Consider the following 19,143-nt stretch of genomic DNA (forward strand, 5'->3'; position numbering starts at 1 on the left):
CATCGCGCGCGATCACCCGGTCACGATGGTCGCGCCGTACGCGTTGAGCGAGTTGACGACGTCGACGTAGAAGAACCGCCACGCGCACCGGCGGCTCGGGCCCTCCGGGACACCGCGGCACGGCGCCTGCGTGGACAGGTCGATCGCCGTGTTGGTGCCCTTGGCGATCGTCCGGAGGTGGTCCGACGTGAGGTCGAAGACCGGGCCGCCGCTGTCGCCGTTGCCCACCGGCGCGACGTGGTCGACCTGCTCCGCCCACACCGTCTGGTAGACGAGGTAGCCGATGTTGATGGTGACGTTGGTGTACTTCACCTGGATGCCGCACAGCGCGCCGGAGTAGGCGCCGGAGTCGCACACCCAGTTCCCGACGTAGCTGCGCGCCGCGCCGGCCGTGGGCTTGGAGAACTCGTTGACGCCCACGCCGCCGTCGTAGGTCCGGCCCGACGACCAGGTGTTGATCAGCAACCGGTCGTAGGCGTTGTCGTCGCCTTCGATCGGCCCCATGTAGTCGCCACCGCCGTCGTACGCGCCTTGGCCGTTGGCCCCGCAGTGACCGGCGGACAGCATCTTCGTGACGCCGGCGTGCCACACCGCGAACCCGGTGGAACAGCCGTTCCAACGCGCGCCACCCCAGTAGGGCGGCGAGTCGTTGCCGCGCGAGGCCATCGGCTCGGGCGCCGACGCGACCTGGTCGAGCGGGACCGAGGCGGACAGCGCCTGCGCGCCGGCCGGGTCCCGGACGCCGAGCACCAGACCGCTGCCGTCGACCTTCGGCGCGGCGGACGTGACGCCGGGCTGCCGGACGAGCCGGGCCGCCTCCGCCCGCAACGACCGGTGGCTGTGCGCGGCGGGCAGCACCTTGACCGGCACCGCCCGGTTCACGTCGGCCAGCAGGTCCGCGACGGCGGGCGAGGGCTTGCCCGCCCAGTACACCCGCAGTTCGCGGTTCTCCGGCGCGGCGACGACGCCTGCCAGCCCGTCGTCGTCCGCGGCCGTGATGCGGTCCGCGGCGTCGTTCAGCTTCTGCTGCATGGCGCGCAACTCGCCCCAGGACGTGAAGCCGCCCGGCACGGGCCCGCCCTCCGCCGAGGTGCCGGAGGGCGCGGTGCCCGTCGGCTTCGCGTCCAAGGTCTTCCCGTCCGGATCCGGCTCCGCGAGCGCGGTGCCCGCGGTCGCCAGCACCAGGACCACCGCCCCGCCCAGTGCGGCGGTCAAGCGCCGCCGTGTGGATCTGTGCATCAGCTTCTCCCCCTTCAACCGGTGTAACCGACACAGGGGAGATGCGGCCGGGGCGGGCGGGGATACCGCGAATTCGACAGGTGGTGCTCGCGCGCCCGGGGACTCGGGGTTCGGCAACGAACGCCGGACCTGCGGCTTCCGGGAAGAGGCGTGACCGGGGCTGGGACCGGAGTGGGTAGCGCTGTGTGATCGTGAGGCGCGTATTCACCCGAACGAGATGATGCCGATACTCCACCAGTGGTGCGACCATGAGGACGGGCGGTGAGGTGTTCGTCTCGGTGGGGAGCGACGACACCACGGCCGACGTGGGCGGAAGCCCGGGCACGACCGCAGATCCAGGCGCAGCGCCGACCGCCCCCGTCGAACTGGCAACAGGGGGAACGATGACGAAGACGACGAAGGTGGCGGCTGCCCTGACGACCGCCGCCATGACCGCGGCGCTGATCGCCGCCACCACCGCATCCGCATCTGCCGCCGGCGCCGCCGCTCCGTGGTGGAGCGACCCGGCGACGTGCGCGAACCCGCTCACGGCGGTGGAGCGCACGGTCGACAACCGGCTGGTCCAGGTGCGCTACGGCAACTGTGGCGGCGCGCAGTACGGCTGGGGGCGGATCCTCAACTACACCGGCCCGGAGTTCATCCGCTTCGAGGTCGACCTGAACGGGGACCGGGTCGCGGACGACTTCTCGACCTACACCGCGGGCAGCCGCAACTACACGCAGGCCTACCCCACGAGTTCGAGCCCGAACCGCGCCTTCCGGGCGTGCTACGTGGTCGACCCGCACGGCACCTGCACCGCGGGCAACTCCACCGCCTGGTGGTGACCCCGACACCGCGCCGGCGACCGCGATCGTCGGATCGCGTGCAACGCGATGCGCGCCAACGGTGACGCCGATCCCCGAAGGAGGACGACCTCGGCCCGCCCTCCTTCGGGGACGCCCGCCCGGACGTGACCCTCGGCCTCACGGCGTTCCAGGCGTGCAGCGCGGCGGTGGGGCCGAACGTGTGCACTTCACCGATTCCGCCGACACCGGACGGCGCCGGGTGATTCACTCGGCGCCGATCGAGGGCGGAGGTGTCGAACGAGCGTGCGCAAGGAGTTGCGCGCCTATCTCCGGCGCACCGAAGGCAAGCTGACCATGGTCGCCGCGCTGACGTCCGCGTCGGCGCTGCTGCTCGGGCTGATCGGCTGGTTGGTCCTGCAGGACCGGCAGGACATGCTGGACGACGCGGTGGAGAGGCGCGGCGTGCTCACGTCCGCGGCCCTCGACGTCTACCGCGCGTTCGCCGACGCCGACGCCACCTCGCTCGACGCGCTGCTGGTCGACCAGCAGCGCTCGCCGCAGTTGCAGCACAAGGTGCGCGAGAACGTCTTCGACGCACTCGACGCGTTGCGCGCGGCGGCAGAGCGCGATGGCGGTGGGAGCGCGGCCGAGCGCATCCAGCGCATCACCGACCTGGTGCCGCAGTACGTGCAGCTCGTGGAGAGCGGCTGGAGCGCGGGCCGCGAGGGCCACCCGGTCGCCACCTCCTACCTGAACCAGGCGAGCTTCCTGGCGCGCGGCAAGATCCTCGAAGACGCGGCGGCCCTGCACCGCGAGCAGATCGAGAACCTCACCGAGGCCCAGCAGGACGCCACCGGCCAGTCCTGGCTCGTCTGGCTGCTCGGGTTCTCCGTGCTGGGCGTCCTGCACTGGTCGAACAGGTTCCTCTTCCGGCGCACCAAGCGCCGCTACAACACCGGCCTCATCGTCGCCGCGGGGCTCACCGGCGCCGCGCTCCTGGTCACCTCGGTCCCGCTGCTGATCTCCAGCGGCCACGCCGAGGACAGCATCCGGAACCGGGAGGAGGTGGTCGCGCCGCTCGCGGAGGCGCGCAACGTCGGCCGGTCCGCGGACGGCAACGAGGCCCGACTGCTGATCTACCCCTCGGTCGGCGACAAGGAGGCGTTGCGGAAGGACCTCGCCGACATCGCCGGGCTCATCGCGCGGGCGGCGGAATCGGCCACCGACCGGGAGCACATCGACCAGGCGGCCGACGCGACGCGGAAGTGGACCGAGGCGGACGCCACGCTGGTCACCACCGACTCGCGGCTGACCTACCCGGAGACCGTGGCGCTCGTGACGCCGCCCGAGCGGGGCAAGTCGACCGCCGAACTGGTGGACGAGCACCTCACCGCGGCGATCTCCACCTACACCAACGCCTCCGCCCGCTCCACCGCCGAAGCGCGCGCGTGGATCAGCGGACTGGACGTCGTCTTCGCCCTGCTGATGGCGGGAGCGGCCATCGCGGCACTGGCCGGGCTCCGGCCCCGGATCGCGGAGTACTACCGATGAAGCGCTTGCTGCTGGCACTCCTGCTGCTCGCGGGCTGCGCGGCCCAGCCCGCCCAACCGGCCGAGCGGACGGCCGAACCCGTGCTGCCCAACGGCTACCGCGACCCCGGGCAGCCGGCCTCGCTGCCGGCGGAGTGCACGACGCCGGAGGGCAGGGCGAAGTACGACCCGGCGCGCACGCTCAACCCCGCGGGTGGCCTCGGCGACGGCACGAGCGTGCTCGACGGCGGGACGCTCGCGGAGATCCGCGAGCACGGCCTGGACGTCGGCGTCAGCCAGACCACCCCGCTCCTCAGCCGCCGCGACCAGGTGACGGGGGAGATGGAGGGCTTCGAGATCGACCTGATCAACCGGATCGCGACCGAGCTGTTCGGCCGTCCGCTCCAGCGCAACGACCCGATGCTGCGCCTGGTCACCATGCCCACCGGCAGCAGGCTGCTGGCGCTCGACACCGACAAGAACAACGCCGTGAGGGAAGCCGACCAGGCGTTGGAGGAGGTCCCGGTCGTCGACATGGTCGTCGCCGACGTGACGATGACCTGCGACCGCGTCTACAACCACGACGTCGTCTACTCGACGCCCTACCTCACCACGAACGCGGGCCTGCTGACCCGCCGGGGCGCCGAGGCGCGCGACTCGCTGGACGAGCTGCGCGACCGGAAGGTGTGCGCCGCGTCGGCCACCACGAGCATCGTCGACCTGCTCGAGTCGCAGCGGACCACCGGTGTCAAGCCGGTGTCCACCCCCGATTCCAGCGAGTGCCTCATGCTGCTGCAACGCGGCCTCGTGGACGCCGTCTACACCGACTTCCCGATCCTGCAAGGTCTTCAGCTGCAGGATCCCGGCACCGAGCTGACCGACCTGCCGGGCCAGGGCGGCGGCACCGCGGGCGTCGCGATCAGCGCCAAGCACCAGGACCTGGTCCGGTTCGTCAACGGCGTGATCGCCGCGATGCGCGCGGACGGCTCGCTGCGGGCCTCGCACGAGAAGTGGTTCGGCGAGCACGTGCGGGCGGCGGGGCTCGAACCGGGCCCGGTGCTCCCGCTGCCACCGATCGCCTACATCGACTAGCCGACGGTCTGGAGAGCACCCCCCCGGGGTCATCCGGCCAGCGGTTCGCCGCACGCGCCGCAGAACTTGTACCTGCCTTCCCACCGCTGCGCGCACTTCGGGCAGACGAGGTCAGGGAGGGCCGCCGCGGCGGGGTCTTCGGCGACCGCGGCAGGCTCGACCGAAGGGCTCATGCTCGACATCACCGAGCTCATCCCCGTGTACAACAGCTCTTCGGGCCTGAGCCCCGACCGGATCCGCACGTTCTCGTCGGCCGGGTCGCCGACCACGTCGACCAGCCGCAGCAACCGGCCCAGCACCTTCTCGTTGTTCAGCGAGGTCGCCAGCGCCACCGCACGTCCCCAGTGCCGGGCCGCCCCGTCCAGGTCGCCCACGTCGTGCGCGTCGCAGCCCGCCAGCACCGCCTGGCCCAGCTCGGTCTGCCGCGTCACGTGCGCGACCTTCGGGTCGATCACGCTGGACAGCTTCAGGTCGTTGGTCCACTGCGCCACCACGACGGCCGGGTCGCACGCCCGCTCGAACTCCGTCGAACCCGGCTTGCGCACCTCCAGGTCGACCCGCGCCACCCGCACGTCGTGGTTCAGCCTCGCCCCGGCCGACGACACCGAGAGCCGCAGGAAGTACTCGCGGGTCTCGGCGCCCCACGAGCCGGTCAGGAACGCGGTCTTGCGCTCGGCCAGCGGATCGCCCGCCATCGAGGCCTCGGTCGGGAACGTCTGCCGCAGGACGTCGACCGACGAGCGGACCGTCGTCGTCACCACGAGCCGCGCCTCGGGGATCACCTTCTCCATCGCCGTCCTGGTCATCACCTCGAAGTCGGCGACCAGGTCCTCCGGCTGCCGCACGGCGTCCGCGGTGCCGTGCAGCGCCTCGGCGATCCGCAGCAGCTCGCGCTTGTCCCAGTCCGCGCCGACGCCGCGCGCGTCACAGGTGAAGACCCGGGAGCACGCCACGAGCTCCTGGTCGAGCTTCGAGTCGCCGGGGTTGTTCTGCCCGTCGGTGAGCATGATGACGTGCCGCACCGCGGTCGGGTGCCCGGACAGCAGGCCGCGCGCCAGCTCCAGCCACTCGCCCATGCGCGTGCCGCCACCGGCTCTCAGCTGTCGCACGGCGTTCTTGGCGGCACGGCGGGTCTCCGCGGTCGCCGCGACCAGCCGCGGCCCGGCCGGGTACACGACCCGGGCGGCCTGCGTGCCCTCGATCACCGCGAACAGCGCCCCGTCGCGCAACGCGTCGATCGCCGCGCTCGTCGCCCGTTGCGCGGACGCCATCTTCTTCTGCGGGTAGGACATCGAGCCGGAGCAGTCGATGGCGATCACCTGCGCCACCTCCGGCGCGGCCGCGCCACCGACCACGCCCTGACCGGACACGGTCAGCACCGCGTCCATCTCGCCCTCCTCCGTGGCCAGGTAGGGGTTCTGGCTCACCGACAGCGAAAAACCGGGCTCCATGGCTTCCTCTCAGCGGCTGGTGATCGGCCGGTGGTGGTTCGCGCGGTCGACCAGGGACGAGCGGTCCGCGCGGTTGGTGGCCTGCCGGGCCAGCGCGCGGTACGAGTGCTCGACCAGCAGCCGCAACCGCGTGGTGTCGGCCCCGGCGGACAGCGAGACGGCGAGCGCCGCCTCCCGCACCACGGTCTCCAGCCGCACGCGCGACTCGCCCGCGGGCGCACCGCCGTCGAGGTAGAGCTCGCGCAGCCGGGCGGTGGCGGCGGCGAGATCCGCGTCGGTCGGCGCGAGGAGCCCGCCCTCGGTCCGGATGCCGCCGCTGAGCACGCGGACCGCCGCGATGCGCGCCGCGTCGAAGTACCGCGACGCCTGCGGCGTCTCGTCCAGCAACGCCACCGCACCACCCCGGTCGCCGCGCGCGAGCCGCACCCTGGCCAGCCCGAACACCGCGCTCACCACCGACCGGTCGCGCCGCCACACCGCCTCGTACAGGGCCTCGGCGCGGTCGAGGTCGCCTTCGTGCTCCGCGCAGTACGCCAGCGCGAGCTTGGGCGCGTCCTCACCCGGCAGCCACGAGTACACGCCGTCGAACGCCTGCCGCGCCGCGCCGATGTCCTCGCTCGCCAGCTCGATCAGGCCCTCGTGCCACCTCACCCGCCAGTCGTTGCCCAGCAGGCCGCGGGCCGGCACCAGGCTCTCCCGGGCCGCGGCGACGTCGTTCGCGGCCAGCGCCGCCCTGCACCGCACGAGCGCGGTCTCCGGCGAGGTCACGTTGTCGCTGTCCAGCCGCGCGATCAGGCGCCGGGGGTCCTCGGTGTCGGCGGCGGCGAGCACGTCGGCGGCCGGGTCGTCGGCGGTGGCGCGCGGCACCGGCAACCCGACCGCGACCACGTCGGCGGCCGGCCTGCCGTCGGACAGCGCGCTCTCGGTGAGCAGGTCGACCGCGCGCCCGGTCCACGTGGCCAGCGCCGGCACCGCACCGAGCCCGGCGTCCAGCAGCGTCGTCGTGTGCACGAACACCGCGGACGGCTCCGGGCGCGGCGTCCGGTCGCGCAACGACGCCACCTCGCGCAGCACGCCGCGCAGCTGGTCGGCCATCTCCGCCGCCGAGCCGTAGCGCTGGTCCGGGTCGGGGTGCATGGCCCGTTCGTAGGCGCGCTGGAACGAGTTCAGCCCCACCGCGAGGTGCGAGCGCTCGGGCTCGTCGTGGTCGGTGGTCGCGTAGTCGAGCCTGCGCAGCATCACCCCGAGCGTGTGCAGGTCGGACCGCACGGTCAGACCGCGCTCGGCGATCTCCCGCTCGTCCACCTGGTACGGCCGGGTGCCGACGATCTTGCTGCTCCGGTCGCCGATCCGGCGCACCGCGCCGAGGTCGATGAGCTTCACCCGGTTGCCGCGCTCGCCGACCTTGCCGGAGCGGATGATCACGTTGTCCGGCTTGAGGTCGCAGTAGAGGAAACCGCGCTCGTGCAGGTAGTCGAACGCGGCCAGCAGTTGCAGCCCGGCGCTGAGGACGTGCTCGGTGCGCAGCGGCTCGCCCAGCGGCACCAAGCCGCGCGCCGACATCTCGGCGACCTCTTCGAGCACCAGCCCGTCCACGTACTCCATCACGATGTACGCGCGGTCCTCGCCGGTGTGCGCGTCCGGGTGGCTGACGAAGTTGTAGATCCGCACCACGTTCGGGTGGTCCAGCAGCGTCAGCGCTTGGCGTTCCTTGGTCGAGATCTCCAGGTCGGCGACGTCGATGAGCCCCTTGAGCACCACCGGGTTGTCGTCCAGGTGCGTGTCCCTGGCCAGGTAGATCCAGCCGAGGCCGCCGCGCGCGAAGCACCCGACCACGCGGTACTGGTCGGCCACCAGCGCACCGGGCTCCAGGCTGGGCAGGAACGAGAACGGCGTGCCGCAGGCCAGGCAGAACCCCGAGTCGCGCTGGGGCAGCGCGGTCCGGTCGGGGCACTGGTCGTTGGGGCACAGGCGGGTGCGCACCGGCACGCGCGGATCGGTGATGATCCGGCTGGTCGGGTCCTTGAAGTCGAAGACGGGCAACGACATCGGGTCGCCGGTGTGCGAACGGCGGCTGCTCGGCGTGGCGCTCGACGTCCGGCCCGCCGCCCGGGTGGAGCTGCCGCGCACCACCGCGGGTTCGCCGCAGTCGACGCAGAACCCGGTGTCGTCAACGGTCCCACCGCAGTGGGTGCACGCCGTCATGCCTGATCCCCTCTCCCCAACCGCCGCCGCACCGCTTCCTCGCAGGCCTGCACGGCCCGCAGCGCCACCGCCAGGTCGAGGGGTTCGGCCTCCAGCGCCGCGTGCGCCCTGCGGCGGTGCCGGTCGAGGTCGAGGTCCTCGGCGAACCCCGCCGCGGCGGCACGCGCCTGCGCCGACGCGAGCCTCCCACGCAGCACCGACACCTCCGCCCGCACGCGCCGCAGCGCCGCGCGCTCGCGCTCGGCCCGCGTGATCGCCCGGTCGAACCGCGGCAGCTTCCCCTCGACCAGCCGCCAGTCCGCCGCGGCGGCGCGGCGCAACGCGCTCAGCCCGAGCCGCAGCTTGGTGGCCGCGGTGTCGGGGTCCTCCCGCATCAGCGCGGTCACCCGCTCGACCAGCCCGTCCAGCCGCGTCACGACCGCGGCCCGGGCCAGCTCACGTGCGGCGACCACGTCCGCGGCGTCGCCGTCGCGGAAGCCCAGCACCAGCCGCGCCCCGCTCGCCACCATCGGCCCGCCGATGTCCTGCAGCAGCGACCGGGGGTCGCGCGCGGCGTCGACGCCGTCGATCACCACCGTCATCGGCGGGGTGCCCTCCCGCACGCGCTCGGTGCTGGAACCGCGGCTGACCAGGCCGGCCCGGTCGAGGACCCGGCGCGAGACCTCCTCGGTGGTCAGGCCCTCGACGTTGATCGCGAGGTCGGGTGCGGGCGACTCGCCCACCGCGGAGAACGAGACCGCGTCCTGCAGGTGCTCCAGGTCCTCGCCGACGATGATCAGCACCGCGCCGCCGTCCTGCCGGCGCGAGAGCCAGTCCATCAGCTCTCGCACCCTGCCGTTGTAGTGCGCCGCGCGCTTCTTGAACCGCTCGTCGATCCCGTCGTCGCCGAGCACCCAGCGCGACAGCACGGGCAGGTGCGCCTCCACCGCCGCGACCGGGATCATCCACGACAGCCCGGCGCCCTCGGCGTTGTACTCGCTGACCACGATCCCGAGCACGTGCCCGCTCGCGTCGTCGGCCACCCCGGCGCCGCTGAACCCGCGCTGCACCCGGTGCCCGCCGTTGCTGTTCATCTGCTGCCACTCGGCGCCCGCCATACCCGAGAGCGTCATAGTCGCCCAGGCGCCGACCTCCTCCAGGCCACCCGGATAGCCCTGGGCGTGCACGGACCTGTTCCAGGTCATGGCGACCTTGTGCAACGTCGCCGGGCGCACGCCCGGCTGCGGCGTCGCGAGGCGCAGCAGCGCCACGTCGCCGCGCTCGTGCTGCGGCTCGACGTGCTCCACGATGTGAGCGGCGCTCACGGGCATCTCCGGCAGGCCGACCAGCTCGACGGTGAGGTCCTCGGCGGCCAGCGCGACGTGGGCGCACGTCAGCACGTGCTCGCTGTCCAGCAGCACACCCGCGCCCACCACGCCGCGGCGTCCGCGGCACCGAAGCCGCACCCGCCACTCCTCCGTCCCGTGGGGGAATGGCCCGGCACGTCCCTCACCGGTGATCATTGCCGCACACTAGGCGCGGTCCGACCGCGACGATCACCGTTTGCGTGCTAAAACGCCCGATCGGCCTATGCGCGTTCGCGGACCACCAGGTAGACCGCGTCAACCGGGGTGGGGATCAGGTCCTCCGCGCTGCCGGCGGGACCTCACCCGGAGGATCCGGCGCGATGCGGGCTTCCCGTCAGCCGGGCGTAGACCACGATGTTGTCCCGGTAGCTGCCCGCCTGCCGGTCGAACTGGCCGCCGCAGGTGACGAGCCGCAGCTCGGGGCTCTCGACGTGGCCGAACACCGCTTGGGTGGGGAAACGGTCCTTCGGGTGCTGCTCGACCCGTTGGACCGTGAACGACGCGGCCGAGCCGTCGGCCCGTTGCACGGTCACCTGGTCGCCGGGTTCCAGCTTGCGCAGGTCGTGGAAGACCCCCAGCCGCCCCTGCCAATCGACGTGCGCGGCGAGCAGCGCGGGCCCGTTCTCCCCCGGAGTCGGCGAATTGGTGTACCAGCCCACGGTTTCCGCGTCGGCCGGGACTTCCATGGTGTGGTCGGCGCGCAGCCCGAGGTCGATCAGACCGGCGGTGTCGACGCCGATCGCCGGGATGGTCAGCCGCGTCGGTCGGGATGCGCCGAGCGCCCCTGTCGACGGTGGGTCCGGCGGTGTGCCCGGTGCGGGTGCGAAGTCCGTTCCGGCCGGTTGGTGCGCCGCCGCGGCGGGGGTCGTGCCGACCGCGTGGACGTCGTCGGCCGGGTGGTCGATGCCCGTCAGAACACCCAGGCCCACCGCGGCCGCCATCCCCGCCAGTCGAGCTCTCGCGCTCCGGCGGGGATGGCGGCGTGAGCGGTCGCGCATGCTCTAACTGCTCCTGCGCGCACGCCGAGCCACGACAGCGGTGCCGGAGACGGCGCCGAGCCCGGCCAGCCCGAGGAGGAGTGGCACGGTGCCCGAGTCGTCAGCGGTCGGGTCCTTCACGGTGGAGCCGTCACCCGTGTCGATCGGGCCGACGGGCGGCTCGGGCGCTTGGGTCCGACGGGTTGCCGGGACATGGCTGGGCGCCGGGAGCTGTTCGCAAGCGATGCCGTCGTTGTCCGCGTCGAGCCGGTGGTAGTTGGTCGCGGCGGAATCGAAGAACCGCTGTGCTTCGGCCTGGTTGCTGAAGTCCGCGCAGTCGCGGTCGTCCTGCGCGGTCGCGACTCCGACGATCGGCAGCATGGCGCTCGCCGTGAGCACAGCGGCTCCGACGAGCCTGGAAAGCAGCATGTCGCACATCCCTTCCCTGCTGAACGAGATCCTGGTTCGTCGACCGCGCCCGCTGTTCGATGGCTGTGCGGCCGACCTCCTCGCGAAATCGACAACTGCTCCAGAAGGACGCTAACGCCGTCCTCCGCCCGGTTGGAGGGGGGCAACGGCGGGTTCACCCGATCCATCGGCGTCATGGCCCTATCAGGAACCTGACGCCGCGGCACGGTCGCCGACAGTGCACGGCCGGCGTCGCCGATGTGGAGGTGGACGCTGCACCGACTGACCCGCGTGAGCGTGACGGCGTAGTCGACGGTGAAGGCCGGTGGCCGCGGGGTCAGGTCTTGGTGGCGGTGATCCAGCGGTTGGCGGCCAGGGTGTCGTGGGGTTCGGGGAGTGGTCCGCGGCCGTGCCGGTGGGTGAAGTCGAACGGGGTGTGGACGTGGGTGGTCCAGCCGCGGGCGGCGAGGGTGGCGGCCGAGTCGGGGCGGGGGTCGTCGTCGAACAGGGCGAGCAGGTCGATGCCGGTCTGGGCCTTGGTCGAGGTGTAGACGGGGTTGCGGCGGACCGCGGGGTGTTCCCGGACCAGCTTGACCTCGTAGGCCAGGGTGCTGCCGGGTGCGGACAGCCGGTCCACGGTGTCGATCAGGCGGCGTTCAGCGTCGCCGGGCAGGTACAGCAGCAGGCCTTCGGCCAGCCAGGTCGTGGGTTCGTCCGGTCGGAAGCCGGGCAGCAGCCGCGCCCAGTCGTCGCGCAGGTCCGCGACCACCGGCCGGCGGGTGACACGCGGCTGTGCGCCCAGGCTGTCCAGCACTTGTTGTTTGAAGGCCAGCACCGGGGCCTGGTCGAGTTCGAAGACGACGGAGTCCGGCGGCCAGTCGAGGCGGAACGCCCTGGTGTCCAGGCCCGCGCCGAGCAGCACGGCCTGGCGGTTGCCCGCGGCGAGCACGACGTCGTCCAGCACCCTGGTGCGCAGCCCGAAGTAGCGGCCGAGCCTGCCCCACAGGGGGTTCGCCTCGCCGTCCGGCACGTCGCGCGGGCGCACGGGCCAGTTCGCGGACGCCGGTGCGGCCCGCACGAAGTGCTCGGCGTAGTCGTCGCGGGCCAAGGAGTCCGGGCGGTGGGTCTCGATCGCGCGGGCTGCCGCGATCATGAGCGCGGTCAGCGCGACGCCGTCGCCGAGCACCGCCCGTCCTCTCGCCCGAGGGGATCGCACCACGTGTCGGGACGGTCGTGGGTGTTGGTGCGGGCCCCGTACAGGTCGGCCATGAACCGCGCGGTGTCCTCGTCGCGCTGCCGCAGGCTGGTGGTGCAGTCGACCAGGAGCGTGATGTGCCAGCCCTTCTGGAAGGCGGTGCGGGCGGTCGAGTCCACGCACACGTCCGCGTAGACGCCGGCGAACACCAGGTGCTCGATGCCGCGCCGCCGCAGGTGCTGCTCGAAGCCGGGGGTCAGGAACGCGTCGAAGCACGCGTGCTTGGTGACCACGAACTCGCCGGGCGCCGGGGCGACCTTGCAGAACTCCGCACCCCAGGTGCCTTCACGGCAGGTCGGCGTCCGACCGGCGCGTTCATTGCGGCGGCGCCAACTCGGGCCCTGGTGCTCCGCGTCGCCGACGAAGCGGACGAACACCACCTCCGTGCCGCGGTCTCGCGCCAGGTCGACCGCGCGTGCGGCGTTGGTCGTCACGGCGTCCAGGTGTGCGGGATCCCCGGGGTACCTGGCCGTGGCGACCGGTCCGGTGCAGAAGTCGTTCTGCAGGTCCACGACGACCAGTGCCGTCCGGGTCACGAACCCGCCTCCAGCCTCGCCGACCGCCCGACGCGCCGGTCGGGCAGTTCGGCGAGCAGCGCGTCGACCACGGCCGTGGTCGAGTGCCGCCCGCCGAGGTCGGGGGTGAGCACGCCGCGGGCGGTCACGGCGGCGAGGGCCCGTTCCGTCGACTCGATCGCGCCCGCGCCGTCGCAGTGCCGTTCGACGACGGCCGCCGCGGCCCGCACGGTGGCCGTCGGGTTGACGGTGTCGCGACCGGCCAGGTCGTCGGCGGAGCCGTGCACGGTCTGGTACTCCACCAGCCCGTGCAGCTCGGGGTGCAGGTAGACGTTCTCGGTGCAGCGGTTCTCCTGCTTCTGCCCGCCGTAGCGGTCCAGCAGGACGACGTGCATGATGTCGCCCCACTCGTTGCCCGCCACGACGACCGCCCGCCTCGGCAACCCGTCCTGGATCAGGTTGCGGTTCACGGTGTCGGGTTGGCTCAGCTCGATCCGCACCCCGTGGCGTTCGGCCGCGGCGCGCACCCAGTCGTCGAAGGCGCCGTCGAGCAGGTGGTGCTTGTAGGCCATGACGACCCGGTCGGCGCCGCCGTCCGGCCACTGCTGCCGCGCTCGGGCCAAGGCGTGCGCGATGACGTCGTCGGTGACCTCGCGGCTGAACCGCATCGTGCGGGTGAGCACGCCCGGCGCGTGCCGGTTCTCGCCGGTGTAGAAGCCCTGGGCCTCGTCCCGGACGAGCAGCAGCGCCTCGTCGGGCGTGGACCCGGGCGTCGGGATCACGTCGACCTTCACCGCCCGCAGGCGCTGCCTGACCAGGTACAGCGACTGCGCGTTGACGGCCGTGCGGAACACCGCGCCGGCGCCGCGCCTGGCCAGGGTCCGGCAGAACCGCTCGTAGTGCTCGGCGTCGTCCTCGGTGAGCCGGCGCAGGTCCGCGATCCCGCCGGCCTCCGCGCGTAACGAGTGGTAGGAGTGGTAGACCCGGGGTGAGCGGGTGATCGTCGGCGCGCCGCCGTGCGCCCGGCCGAGCCGGTCCACCACCCGTTCGAAGACGTCCGCGAGTTCAGGCCCCGTGCCTCGACCCACGGCGAGTCCGACCTCCGCCGTCATCCGGCGCTCGGCACCAGGCGGTCGCCCGGGATGCCGGCCGCTTCCGGTCGGTAGAAGTCCTTGATGCTGTCCACCCAGTCCGACACGGAGATCCGGTCGTCCCGGTCCGGCTCCAGGGCGGCGAAGAGCGCGTCGATGTTCTGGCGCTCGAACCCGATGGCGGTCATCAGCGCGGTGAACACCTCCCGCTCGATCAGGCCGTCGCCGTCCGGGTCGCCCAACCGGGCCAACGAGCGGGCGAACTCGTCGACGGTGGGTTCGAACTGCTCGGGCGACAGCACGATGTCCTCGAACTCGTCCCGGTTGACGCGGCCGTTGCGGTCGTCGTCCAGCTCCTCGGCGAGGGTCTTCCAGTAGCGGTGGAACGCCGCGGTCATCGCGTCCTTCGCGGCCGCGTCGGACTGCGGCGCCGCCTCGACCACCCGGCGGGCCATGGCCTCGAAGTCGCTCGCGTCGATCTCACCGGAGCCGTTGGCGTCGAACAGCGCGAAGACGACGTCGACCCGGCTCAGTGCCGCCTGAGGATGGTTCATGTTTCCTTCTCTTCGTCCGGAAATATGCGACAGCGGAGGGAATCGCGCGGTCGTCCGCCGCCGTGCCGGTGGCGGTGTCCCCATGATGTCGGAGGCTCCGCCTGCCCGGCCGAACGATTCGTATCTTCACTGGAAAGTGTGAATTGTCAGACGTCACCTGGAATTGTCCGAGCGTGAGTCGGCGTGCCGATCGTCCTGGCGGCCCGGTTGCTCCTTCCGATTGCCCTCACCCGATGCGGTCCCGTGGGCAAGTCCTCGACGCTACTGTGTCGCCAAGTCCTCGACCGCCTCGCCTGCACGGGAGGATGCCGGGGGGCGAGTTCGGTCAGGACGTCGACTGTCGCGGCTGTTCGACGAGTGGGGGACCATGCACCACAGCGCCGGCGCAGGCTCGTCCCGGGGAGAAGGGGCGTTACCGATCACCTTGCTCTGCCTCGTTCTCGGGCAGGCCGCTTGGGCGATGTACATCACGGTCACCGAATTCGAGGTCGACATCGACCACGGGCGCTCGTCGTCACCTTGGGATCCGGTGCTGGGAGTGGTGTCCGCCATCGAGGTGGTCGGTGTCCTGCTCATTTTCGCCCGGCGCGGTCCCGGGTTCGCCGTAGCGGTCTCCGCCGAGGCGTTGCGAGTGGTCATCGCCTTGCTGGTCGAGACGTCGTTGGACGGCTGGCTCGTGGTGTCGGCGGCCGTCAGCCCGATCGTCCTGGGCTACCTCCGCACTCGCTTCCACGACGGCCTCGACGACATGGGCGCGGGCGATGTGCCGCCGGATTCCGATGTCGGGCGAGGTGCGGGGCGGGAAGACCAGGTGGGAGATCCCGACGTGTTCCTCAGTTATTCGCGGAGGCAGTTCTACTTCGCCGAGTCGTTGATGCTGCGCTTGACGGGTGGTTCGGTGTCCGTGTGGTTCGACACGCACCGGATCCAGGCGGGTGCCGACTGGCGGGAGAGCATCGATCGGGGTCTCGCGGCGTGCGACTCCCTGGTGCTCGTGGCGTCACGTGACGCCTTGGCGTCGAAGAACGTCGACTACGAATGGCGCACGGCCCTGGAGAACGGCAAGCGGATATACGTCGTCCTCTTCGAAGCGGTCGATCTTCCACCCGAGTTGAGCCGTGCGGCCGTGGCGGTCGTCGACCTGCGCAGCCGGTTCGAACCGAAGGTGCGGACACTGGTCGAACTGCTGGCCGAGCCCCGGCACCATCGCGATCGGGTCCCGAGGGCAAACCCGCTGGGCCTTCCGCTGCGCCTGCCGCCGGACGTCTTCCTGACGACGGCCACCCTGGTCCTGGTGCTCGCGACGAGTGTGTTCTTCGACGTCCTCAACCTCCGAACCCTGGTGGCGATCACCACGCCGCACGAGAAGAACATTCCCGAAGAGGCCGACGTGGGCTTCACGACCCACCTGCTCGGGTTGACCTTCCACGGGCTCTCCAGCAAGGTCTACGCATTCCTGGGAGTCGCCGTGATCACCTTGACGCTCACGGGTCTGGTGGCGTTCCTCCTGGTGGCGATCCTCTACCGGCGGAGGTTCTCCTTCCCCCTGGTCCCGCTCGCGCTGCTCGGCTCCTGCTGGCTCTACCTGAACACCAGCTTCATCGACCACTCGACCAGTCACGTCATCGTCAGCATCGGCGGCGGCTTCATGTCGACGCCGGCCAACCTGCACTCCTCGGCCTGGCGAGACCTCGACGACATGCTCCTCGCGCAGTACGTGGAGTACAGCTCGTCATCTTCTTTCGAGTACGGATCCGCCTTTCTCTCCGCAGGTGACGCGGCGCCGTACCTGACGGCCACGAGCGCGCAGTGGCGCTGGCCGACACTGCTGCTCCTCGGGCTCGCGGTGGTCGCGTACGTGAGGTCACGGCGCTCCGCCTCCCTGTACCGCTGGCTGGCCACCGGCGTCGCGCCCGAGAGGTCACGACTCCAGCACAACGAGCACCGGGGCGCGCTCGCGGTGGACCCGCCCCGGTCCGCCGAACGATCGCAGCGCGGGGGGACACCGCCGGAGCCGCCGCGGACCGCATCCGAACGGCCGTGGCGACTGCTGCACCAGCCCGCCGATGGTCACGTCGCAACGGAGATCGAGGCCGCACTGGCCGAGAGCGCGGCTGCCGACGGTGGCGGCTCGCAACAGCGCGACGTCGCCGTCGTCCTGCTGTCCAACCGCACCCCGCTGGATTGGCTGGAGCGCGTCGAGCGAGAGAACCCCGACCTGATCTACGTGGTGTGCACGACCATTCGGCACGTCGAGACCCTGGAACTGCTCAACCGCCACCAGTGGTTCGACTACCGCGAGCGATCGCCCGACAAGCTCGCCCTGCTCGCGCGCTCCATCCGACAGGGTCCGGCGACGAATACCGCCTACTCCTTCCCGGCCCTCCCGGAGAGGTTGACGAGAATGGTCGTGCCCGGACCCGTGTGGTACAAGAGCCACGCGATGAGGCTGTGCGCGACCTGGCTGCTGGCCGTCACCCTGTTCGGAGAGGGCCGGGTGTACAGCAGCTTCATCCAGGACGAGGGTGTGGGCCGCCTCGTCCCGGAGGTGGCCAAGCTGATGTTCTGGATCTGCGTGCCGTGCTGCCTCTACCTCTTCTGGCTGGCCATGGAACTCGCGTCGTCCCGCACCACGTATGCGCGGTTCCGGGTACGCCTGAACGCCGTCGTGGTCGTCCTGTACGTCACCCAGCTCCAGTTCCTGCTGTCGTTCGACAGCCAGTTCGGCATCATCCTGCTCGGCGCGCTCGTCAACGTCTTCCTGGCCCTGGCCTGGCTCACCCCGCACGCCGACGAAGTGCGACGGTGGTTGCCGACGGTCCCGGGCCAGGGTGGCGACACGCTGGCCGTGCCGTTGCGCCACCAGTTCGCGCAGTCGTCGGTGATCTACCTGGCGCTGTTCGCGTTCTGCTACTGGTCGGCGGTGACCTTCTTCGCCGACGTCGCGGGGTGAACGGGCGTCGCGCGGTGATCGGTTGGGCCGTCACGTCGACTTGACGGACAAGGCGTGGTGGAAGACGTCGCGGGGGTCCCAGCGGGCCTTGACCCGTTGCAGTCGGGGGTAGTTCGCCTTGTAGTACAACGTGTGCCACGGCACGCCGGAGGTGTTCCAGCGCGGGTCGGCGAGGTCCACGTCCGGGAAGTTGACGCCCACGCCGTCGGTCGCGGTGTCGGGCACGGGGACGCCGCCGGTCGCGGCGTAGAGGTCGCGGTAGAACTCGCGGACCCACGCCACCTGGTCGGCGTCCTGCTCCCGTGCCGCCCAGAACGAGGTGACCCAGGCCCGAAGGACCGAGTCGCGCTGCGGCACGGCGGTCTCCGACGACGGCACCGCGTTGATCCTCCCCCCGTACGAGTAGAGGAACACCGCACCGATGCCCGCCTGCCGCCCGTCCCCCAGGTACCGGTAGCAGGTCGCGATCTGCTGCTCGGTCCAGGCCCGGCGGAGGAAGGCGTCCGCGGACTTGGTGCGGTTCATGCCGGTGGTGTCGAAGCCGTTGCCCATGGTGGCCTTCAACCACGGCGTGAACGACATCCGCACCTCGTGCGGCACACCGACGCCGTCGGCCAGCGCCGCGAGGTAGCCGTCCATCAACGGCCGGACGCCGGGCAGCGCCCCGTCGAGTTGGGCGATCAGGCCGATCCGGCCGAGCGCGCGGTGGGTGAGGGTGAGCTGGCTCCACAGGCTCGACCACGGCGCCTGGTCGGTGGCGTGCCGCTCGTGCCACGCGCCGTGGTTGCGCACCAGCCGCGCGAACGCCTGCTCGGTCATCCGGCTCCACGGCCAGGTCACCTCGGCCTTGAGCAGCGTTCCCGGCGCCTCGGGCAACGCGGTCGCCGGATCGTCGCCGGTGCGCCCCGGTGACCGCAGCCAGTACCTGGTCACGATGCCGAAGTTGCCGCCACCACCACCCGTGTGCGCCCACCACAGCTCCCGGTTCGGGTCGTCGGCGTCACGGGTCGCCACCACCGCGCGGGCACGCCCCCAGCGGTCCACCACGACCACCTCCACCGCGTACAGGTGGTCCACGATCAACCCGTCCCGGCGCGACAGCGGGCCGAACCCGCCACCGACGACGTGCCCGCCGACGCCAACCTGGTGGCACTCGCCACCGGGGACCGTGACGCCCCAACCCAGGTACAGCGTCCGGTACACCTGGCCGAGCGTGGCGCCGACCTCGACGGCGAACGCCCTGCGCTCGGGGTCGTAGTACACCTCGTTCATCTCGCAGGTGTCGACGATCACCTGCACCGACGGGTCGTCGACGAAGCCCTCGAAGCAGTGCCCGCCGCTGCGCACGGAGATCCGCTTGCCGGCGCGCACGGCCTCGTCCACCACCCGCACGACCTGCCCGGTCGTGTGGACCAGGCGGATCCACTCGGGCCGCGCCGCGAACCGGGCGTTGAAACCGCGGTTGACCAGGTCCTGGTAGCGCAGGTCGTCCGGTCCCACCGCGACCGCTCCCTGCGGTGGGAAGCGCAGCTGAGGGCTCGCGGACGCCCTGGCGCCGATGAGCCCGAGGGCGGCGCCTCCCGTCACGGTGGTCGTGCCCAGGAACGCACGGCGGGTCAACTCGGTCAACGTCAGCACCGGCCTCTCACGGTTGTCGATCTCGACGGTGTCGCGCCCGTCGACCTCATCCGTAGTGCCGCGGAATTGATCGCTGTCGGTGGCCGGACGGTGTACAACAAGGTC

Annotated in this window: 15 protein-coding genes; 4 read left to right on the plus strand and 11 right to left on the minus strand. The window is 71.8% G+C overall.

Translation table 11 applies throughout. The annotated features are described in order from the left end of the window. Window positions 1–12: 12 nt before the first annotated feature. Window positions 13–1,239, minus strand: coding sequence for a chymotrypsin family serine protease (locus tag ABTZ99_RS08375; protein WP_498783062.1), 1,227 nt, complete (start codon window positions 1,237–1,239; stop codon window positions 13–15). Between the two features lie 383 nt (window positions 1,240–1,622). On the opposite strand from ABTZ99_RS08375, the gene ABTZ99_RS08380 reads away from it, so the two are divergent. From ABTZ99_RS08380 to ABTZ99_RS08390, 3 genes are all read left to right on the plus strand, one after another. Continuing rightward, entirely contained in the window at window positions 1,623–2,063 is a 441-nt protein-coding gene (locus tag ABTZ99_RS08380; protein ID WP_499609488.1) for a hypothetical protein, read from the plus strand. Between the two features lie 264 nt (window positions 2,064–2,327). Further along, window positions 2,328–3,575 carry a GlnX family signal transduction membrane protein gene (locus ABTZ99_RS08385; protein ID WP_499609491.1) on the plus strand — a complete coding sequence of 416 codons (1,248 nt, stop codon included), beginning with the start codon at window positions 2,328–2,330 and terminating at the stop codon, window positions 3,573–3,575. Next, on the plus strand, window positions 3,572–4,645 hold the full coding sequence (locus ABTZ99_RS08390; RefSeq protein WP_499609494.1) for a transporter substrate-binding domain-containing protein: 1,074 nt from the start codon (window positions 3,572–3,574) through the stop codon (window positions 4,643–4,645). The genes ABTZ99_RS08385 and ABTZ99_RS08390 overlap by 4 nt, the downstream gene beginning before the upstream one ends. Window positions 4,646–4,674: 29 nt before the next feature. On the opposite strand, the gene ABTZ99_RS08395 is transcribed toward ABTZ99_RS08390, so the two are convergent. From ABTZ99_RS08395 to ABTZ99_RS08435, 9 genes are all read right to left on the minus strand, one after another. Beyond that, window positions 4,675–6,096 (minus strand): vWA domain-containing protein, encoded by a 1,422-nt coding sequence (locus ABTZ99_RS08395; RefSeq protein WP_498782665.1) that lies wholly within the window; start codon window positions 6,094–6,096, stop codon window positions 4,675–4,677. Window positions 6,097–6,105: 9 nt separating this feature from the next. Next, entirely contained in the window at window positions 6,106–8,301 is a 2,196-nt protein-coding gene (locus tag ABTZ99_RS08400; protein ID WP_499609498.1) for a serine/threonine-protein kinase, read from the minus strand. Then, complete coding sequence (locus ABTZ99_RS08405) at window positions 8,298–9,803, minus strand: S1 family peptidase (protein WP_499609500.1); 1,506 nt, start codon at window positions 9,801–9,803, stop codon at window positions 8,298–8,300. The genes ABTZ99_RS08400 and ABTZ99_RS08405 overlap by 4 nt, the downstream gene beginning before the upstream one ends. A gap of 143 nt (window positions 9,804–9,946) precedes the next feature. Beyond that, window positions 9,947–10,645, minus strand: coding sequence for a class F sortase (locus ABTZ99_RS08410; RefSeq protein WP_499609503.1), 699 nt, complete (start codon window positions 10,643–10,645; stop codon window positions 9,947–9,949). Between the two features lie 3 nt (window positions 10,646–10,648). Then, window positions 10,649–11,053, minus strand: coding sequence for an excalibur calcium-binding domain-containing protein (locus tag ABTZ99_RS08415; protein WP_499609506.1), 405 nt, complete (start codon window positions 11,051–11,053; stop codon window positions 10,649–10,651). A 316-nt stretch (window positions 11,054–11,369) separates the two neighbouring features. Beyond that, the gene (locus tag ABTZ99_RS08420) at window positions 11,370–12,218 is read right to left on the minus strand and encodes an SAM-dependent methyltransferase (RefSeq protein WP_499609509.1); all 849 of its coding nucleotides are present in this window, start codon (window positions 12,216–12,218) and stop codon (window positions 11,370–11,372) included. After that, complete coding sequence (locus ABTZ99_RS08425; protein WP_499609512.1) at window positions 12,194–12,823, minus strand: cysteine hydrolase family protein; 630 nt, start codon at window positions 12,821–12,823, stop codon at window positions 12,194–12,196. The genes ABTZ99_RS08420 and ABTZ99_RS08425 overlap by 25 nt, the downstream gene beginning before the upstream one ends. Beyond that, window positions 12,820–13,914, minus strand: coding sequence for an isocitrate/isopropylmalate family dehydrogenase (locus ABTZ99_RS08430; RefSeq protein ID WP_499609515.1), 1,095 nt, complete (start codon window positions 13,912–13,914; stop codon window positions 12,820–12,822). The genes ABTZ99_RS08425 and ABTZ99_RS08430 overlap by 4 nt, the downstream gene beginning before the upstream one ends. After that, window positions 13,911–14,447 (minus strand): EF-hand domain-containing protein, encoded by a 537-nt coding sequence (locus ABTZ99_RS08435; protein WP_499609517.1) that lies wholly within the window; start codon window positions 14,445–14,447, stop codon window positions 13,911–13,913. Before ABTZ99_RS08435 ends, ABTZ99_RS08430 begins: the two co-directional genes overlap by 4 nt. Window positions 14,448–14,907: 460 nt before the next feature. Here ABTZ99_RS08435 and ABTZ99_RS08440 point away from each other — a divergent pair, with 460 nt between their 5' ends. After that, on the plus strand, window positions 14,908–17,400 hold the full coding sequence (locus tag ABTZ99_RS08440; protein WP_499609521.1) for a toll/interleukin-1 receptor domain-containing protein: 2,493 nt from the start codon (window positions 14,908–14,910) through the stop codon (window positions 17,398–17,400). 30 nt (window positions 17,401–17,430) lie between these two features. Here ABTZ99_RS08440 and ABTZ99_RS08445 read toward each other — a convergent pair whose 3' ends face one another. After that, window positions 17,431–19,038, minus strand: coding sequence for an FAD-binding oxidoreductase (locus ABTZ99_RS08445; RefSeq protein WP_499609524.1), 1,608 nt, complete (start codon window positions 19,036–19,038; stop codon window positions 17,431–17,433). Between the last annotated feature and the right edge of the window lie 105 nt (window positions 19,039–19,143).

It is taken from the genome of Actinosynnema sp. NPDC002837 (assembly GCF_040295345.1).
Taxonomy (GTDB): domain Bacteria; phylum Actinomycetota; class Actinomycetes; order Mycobacteriales; family Pseudonocardiaceae; genus Actinosynnema.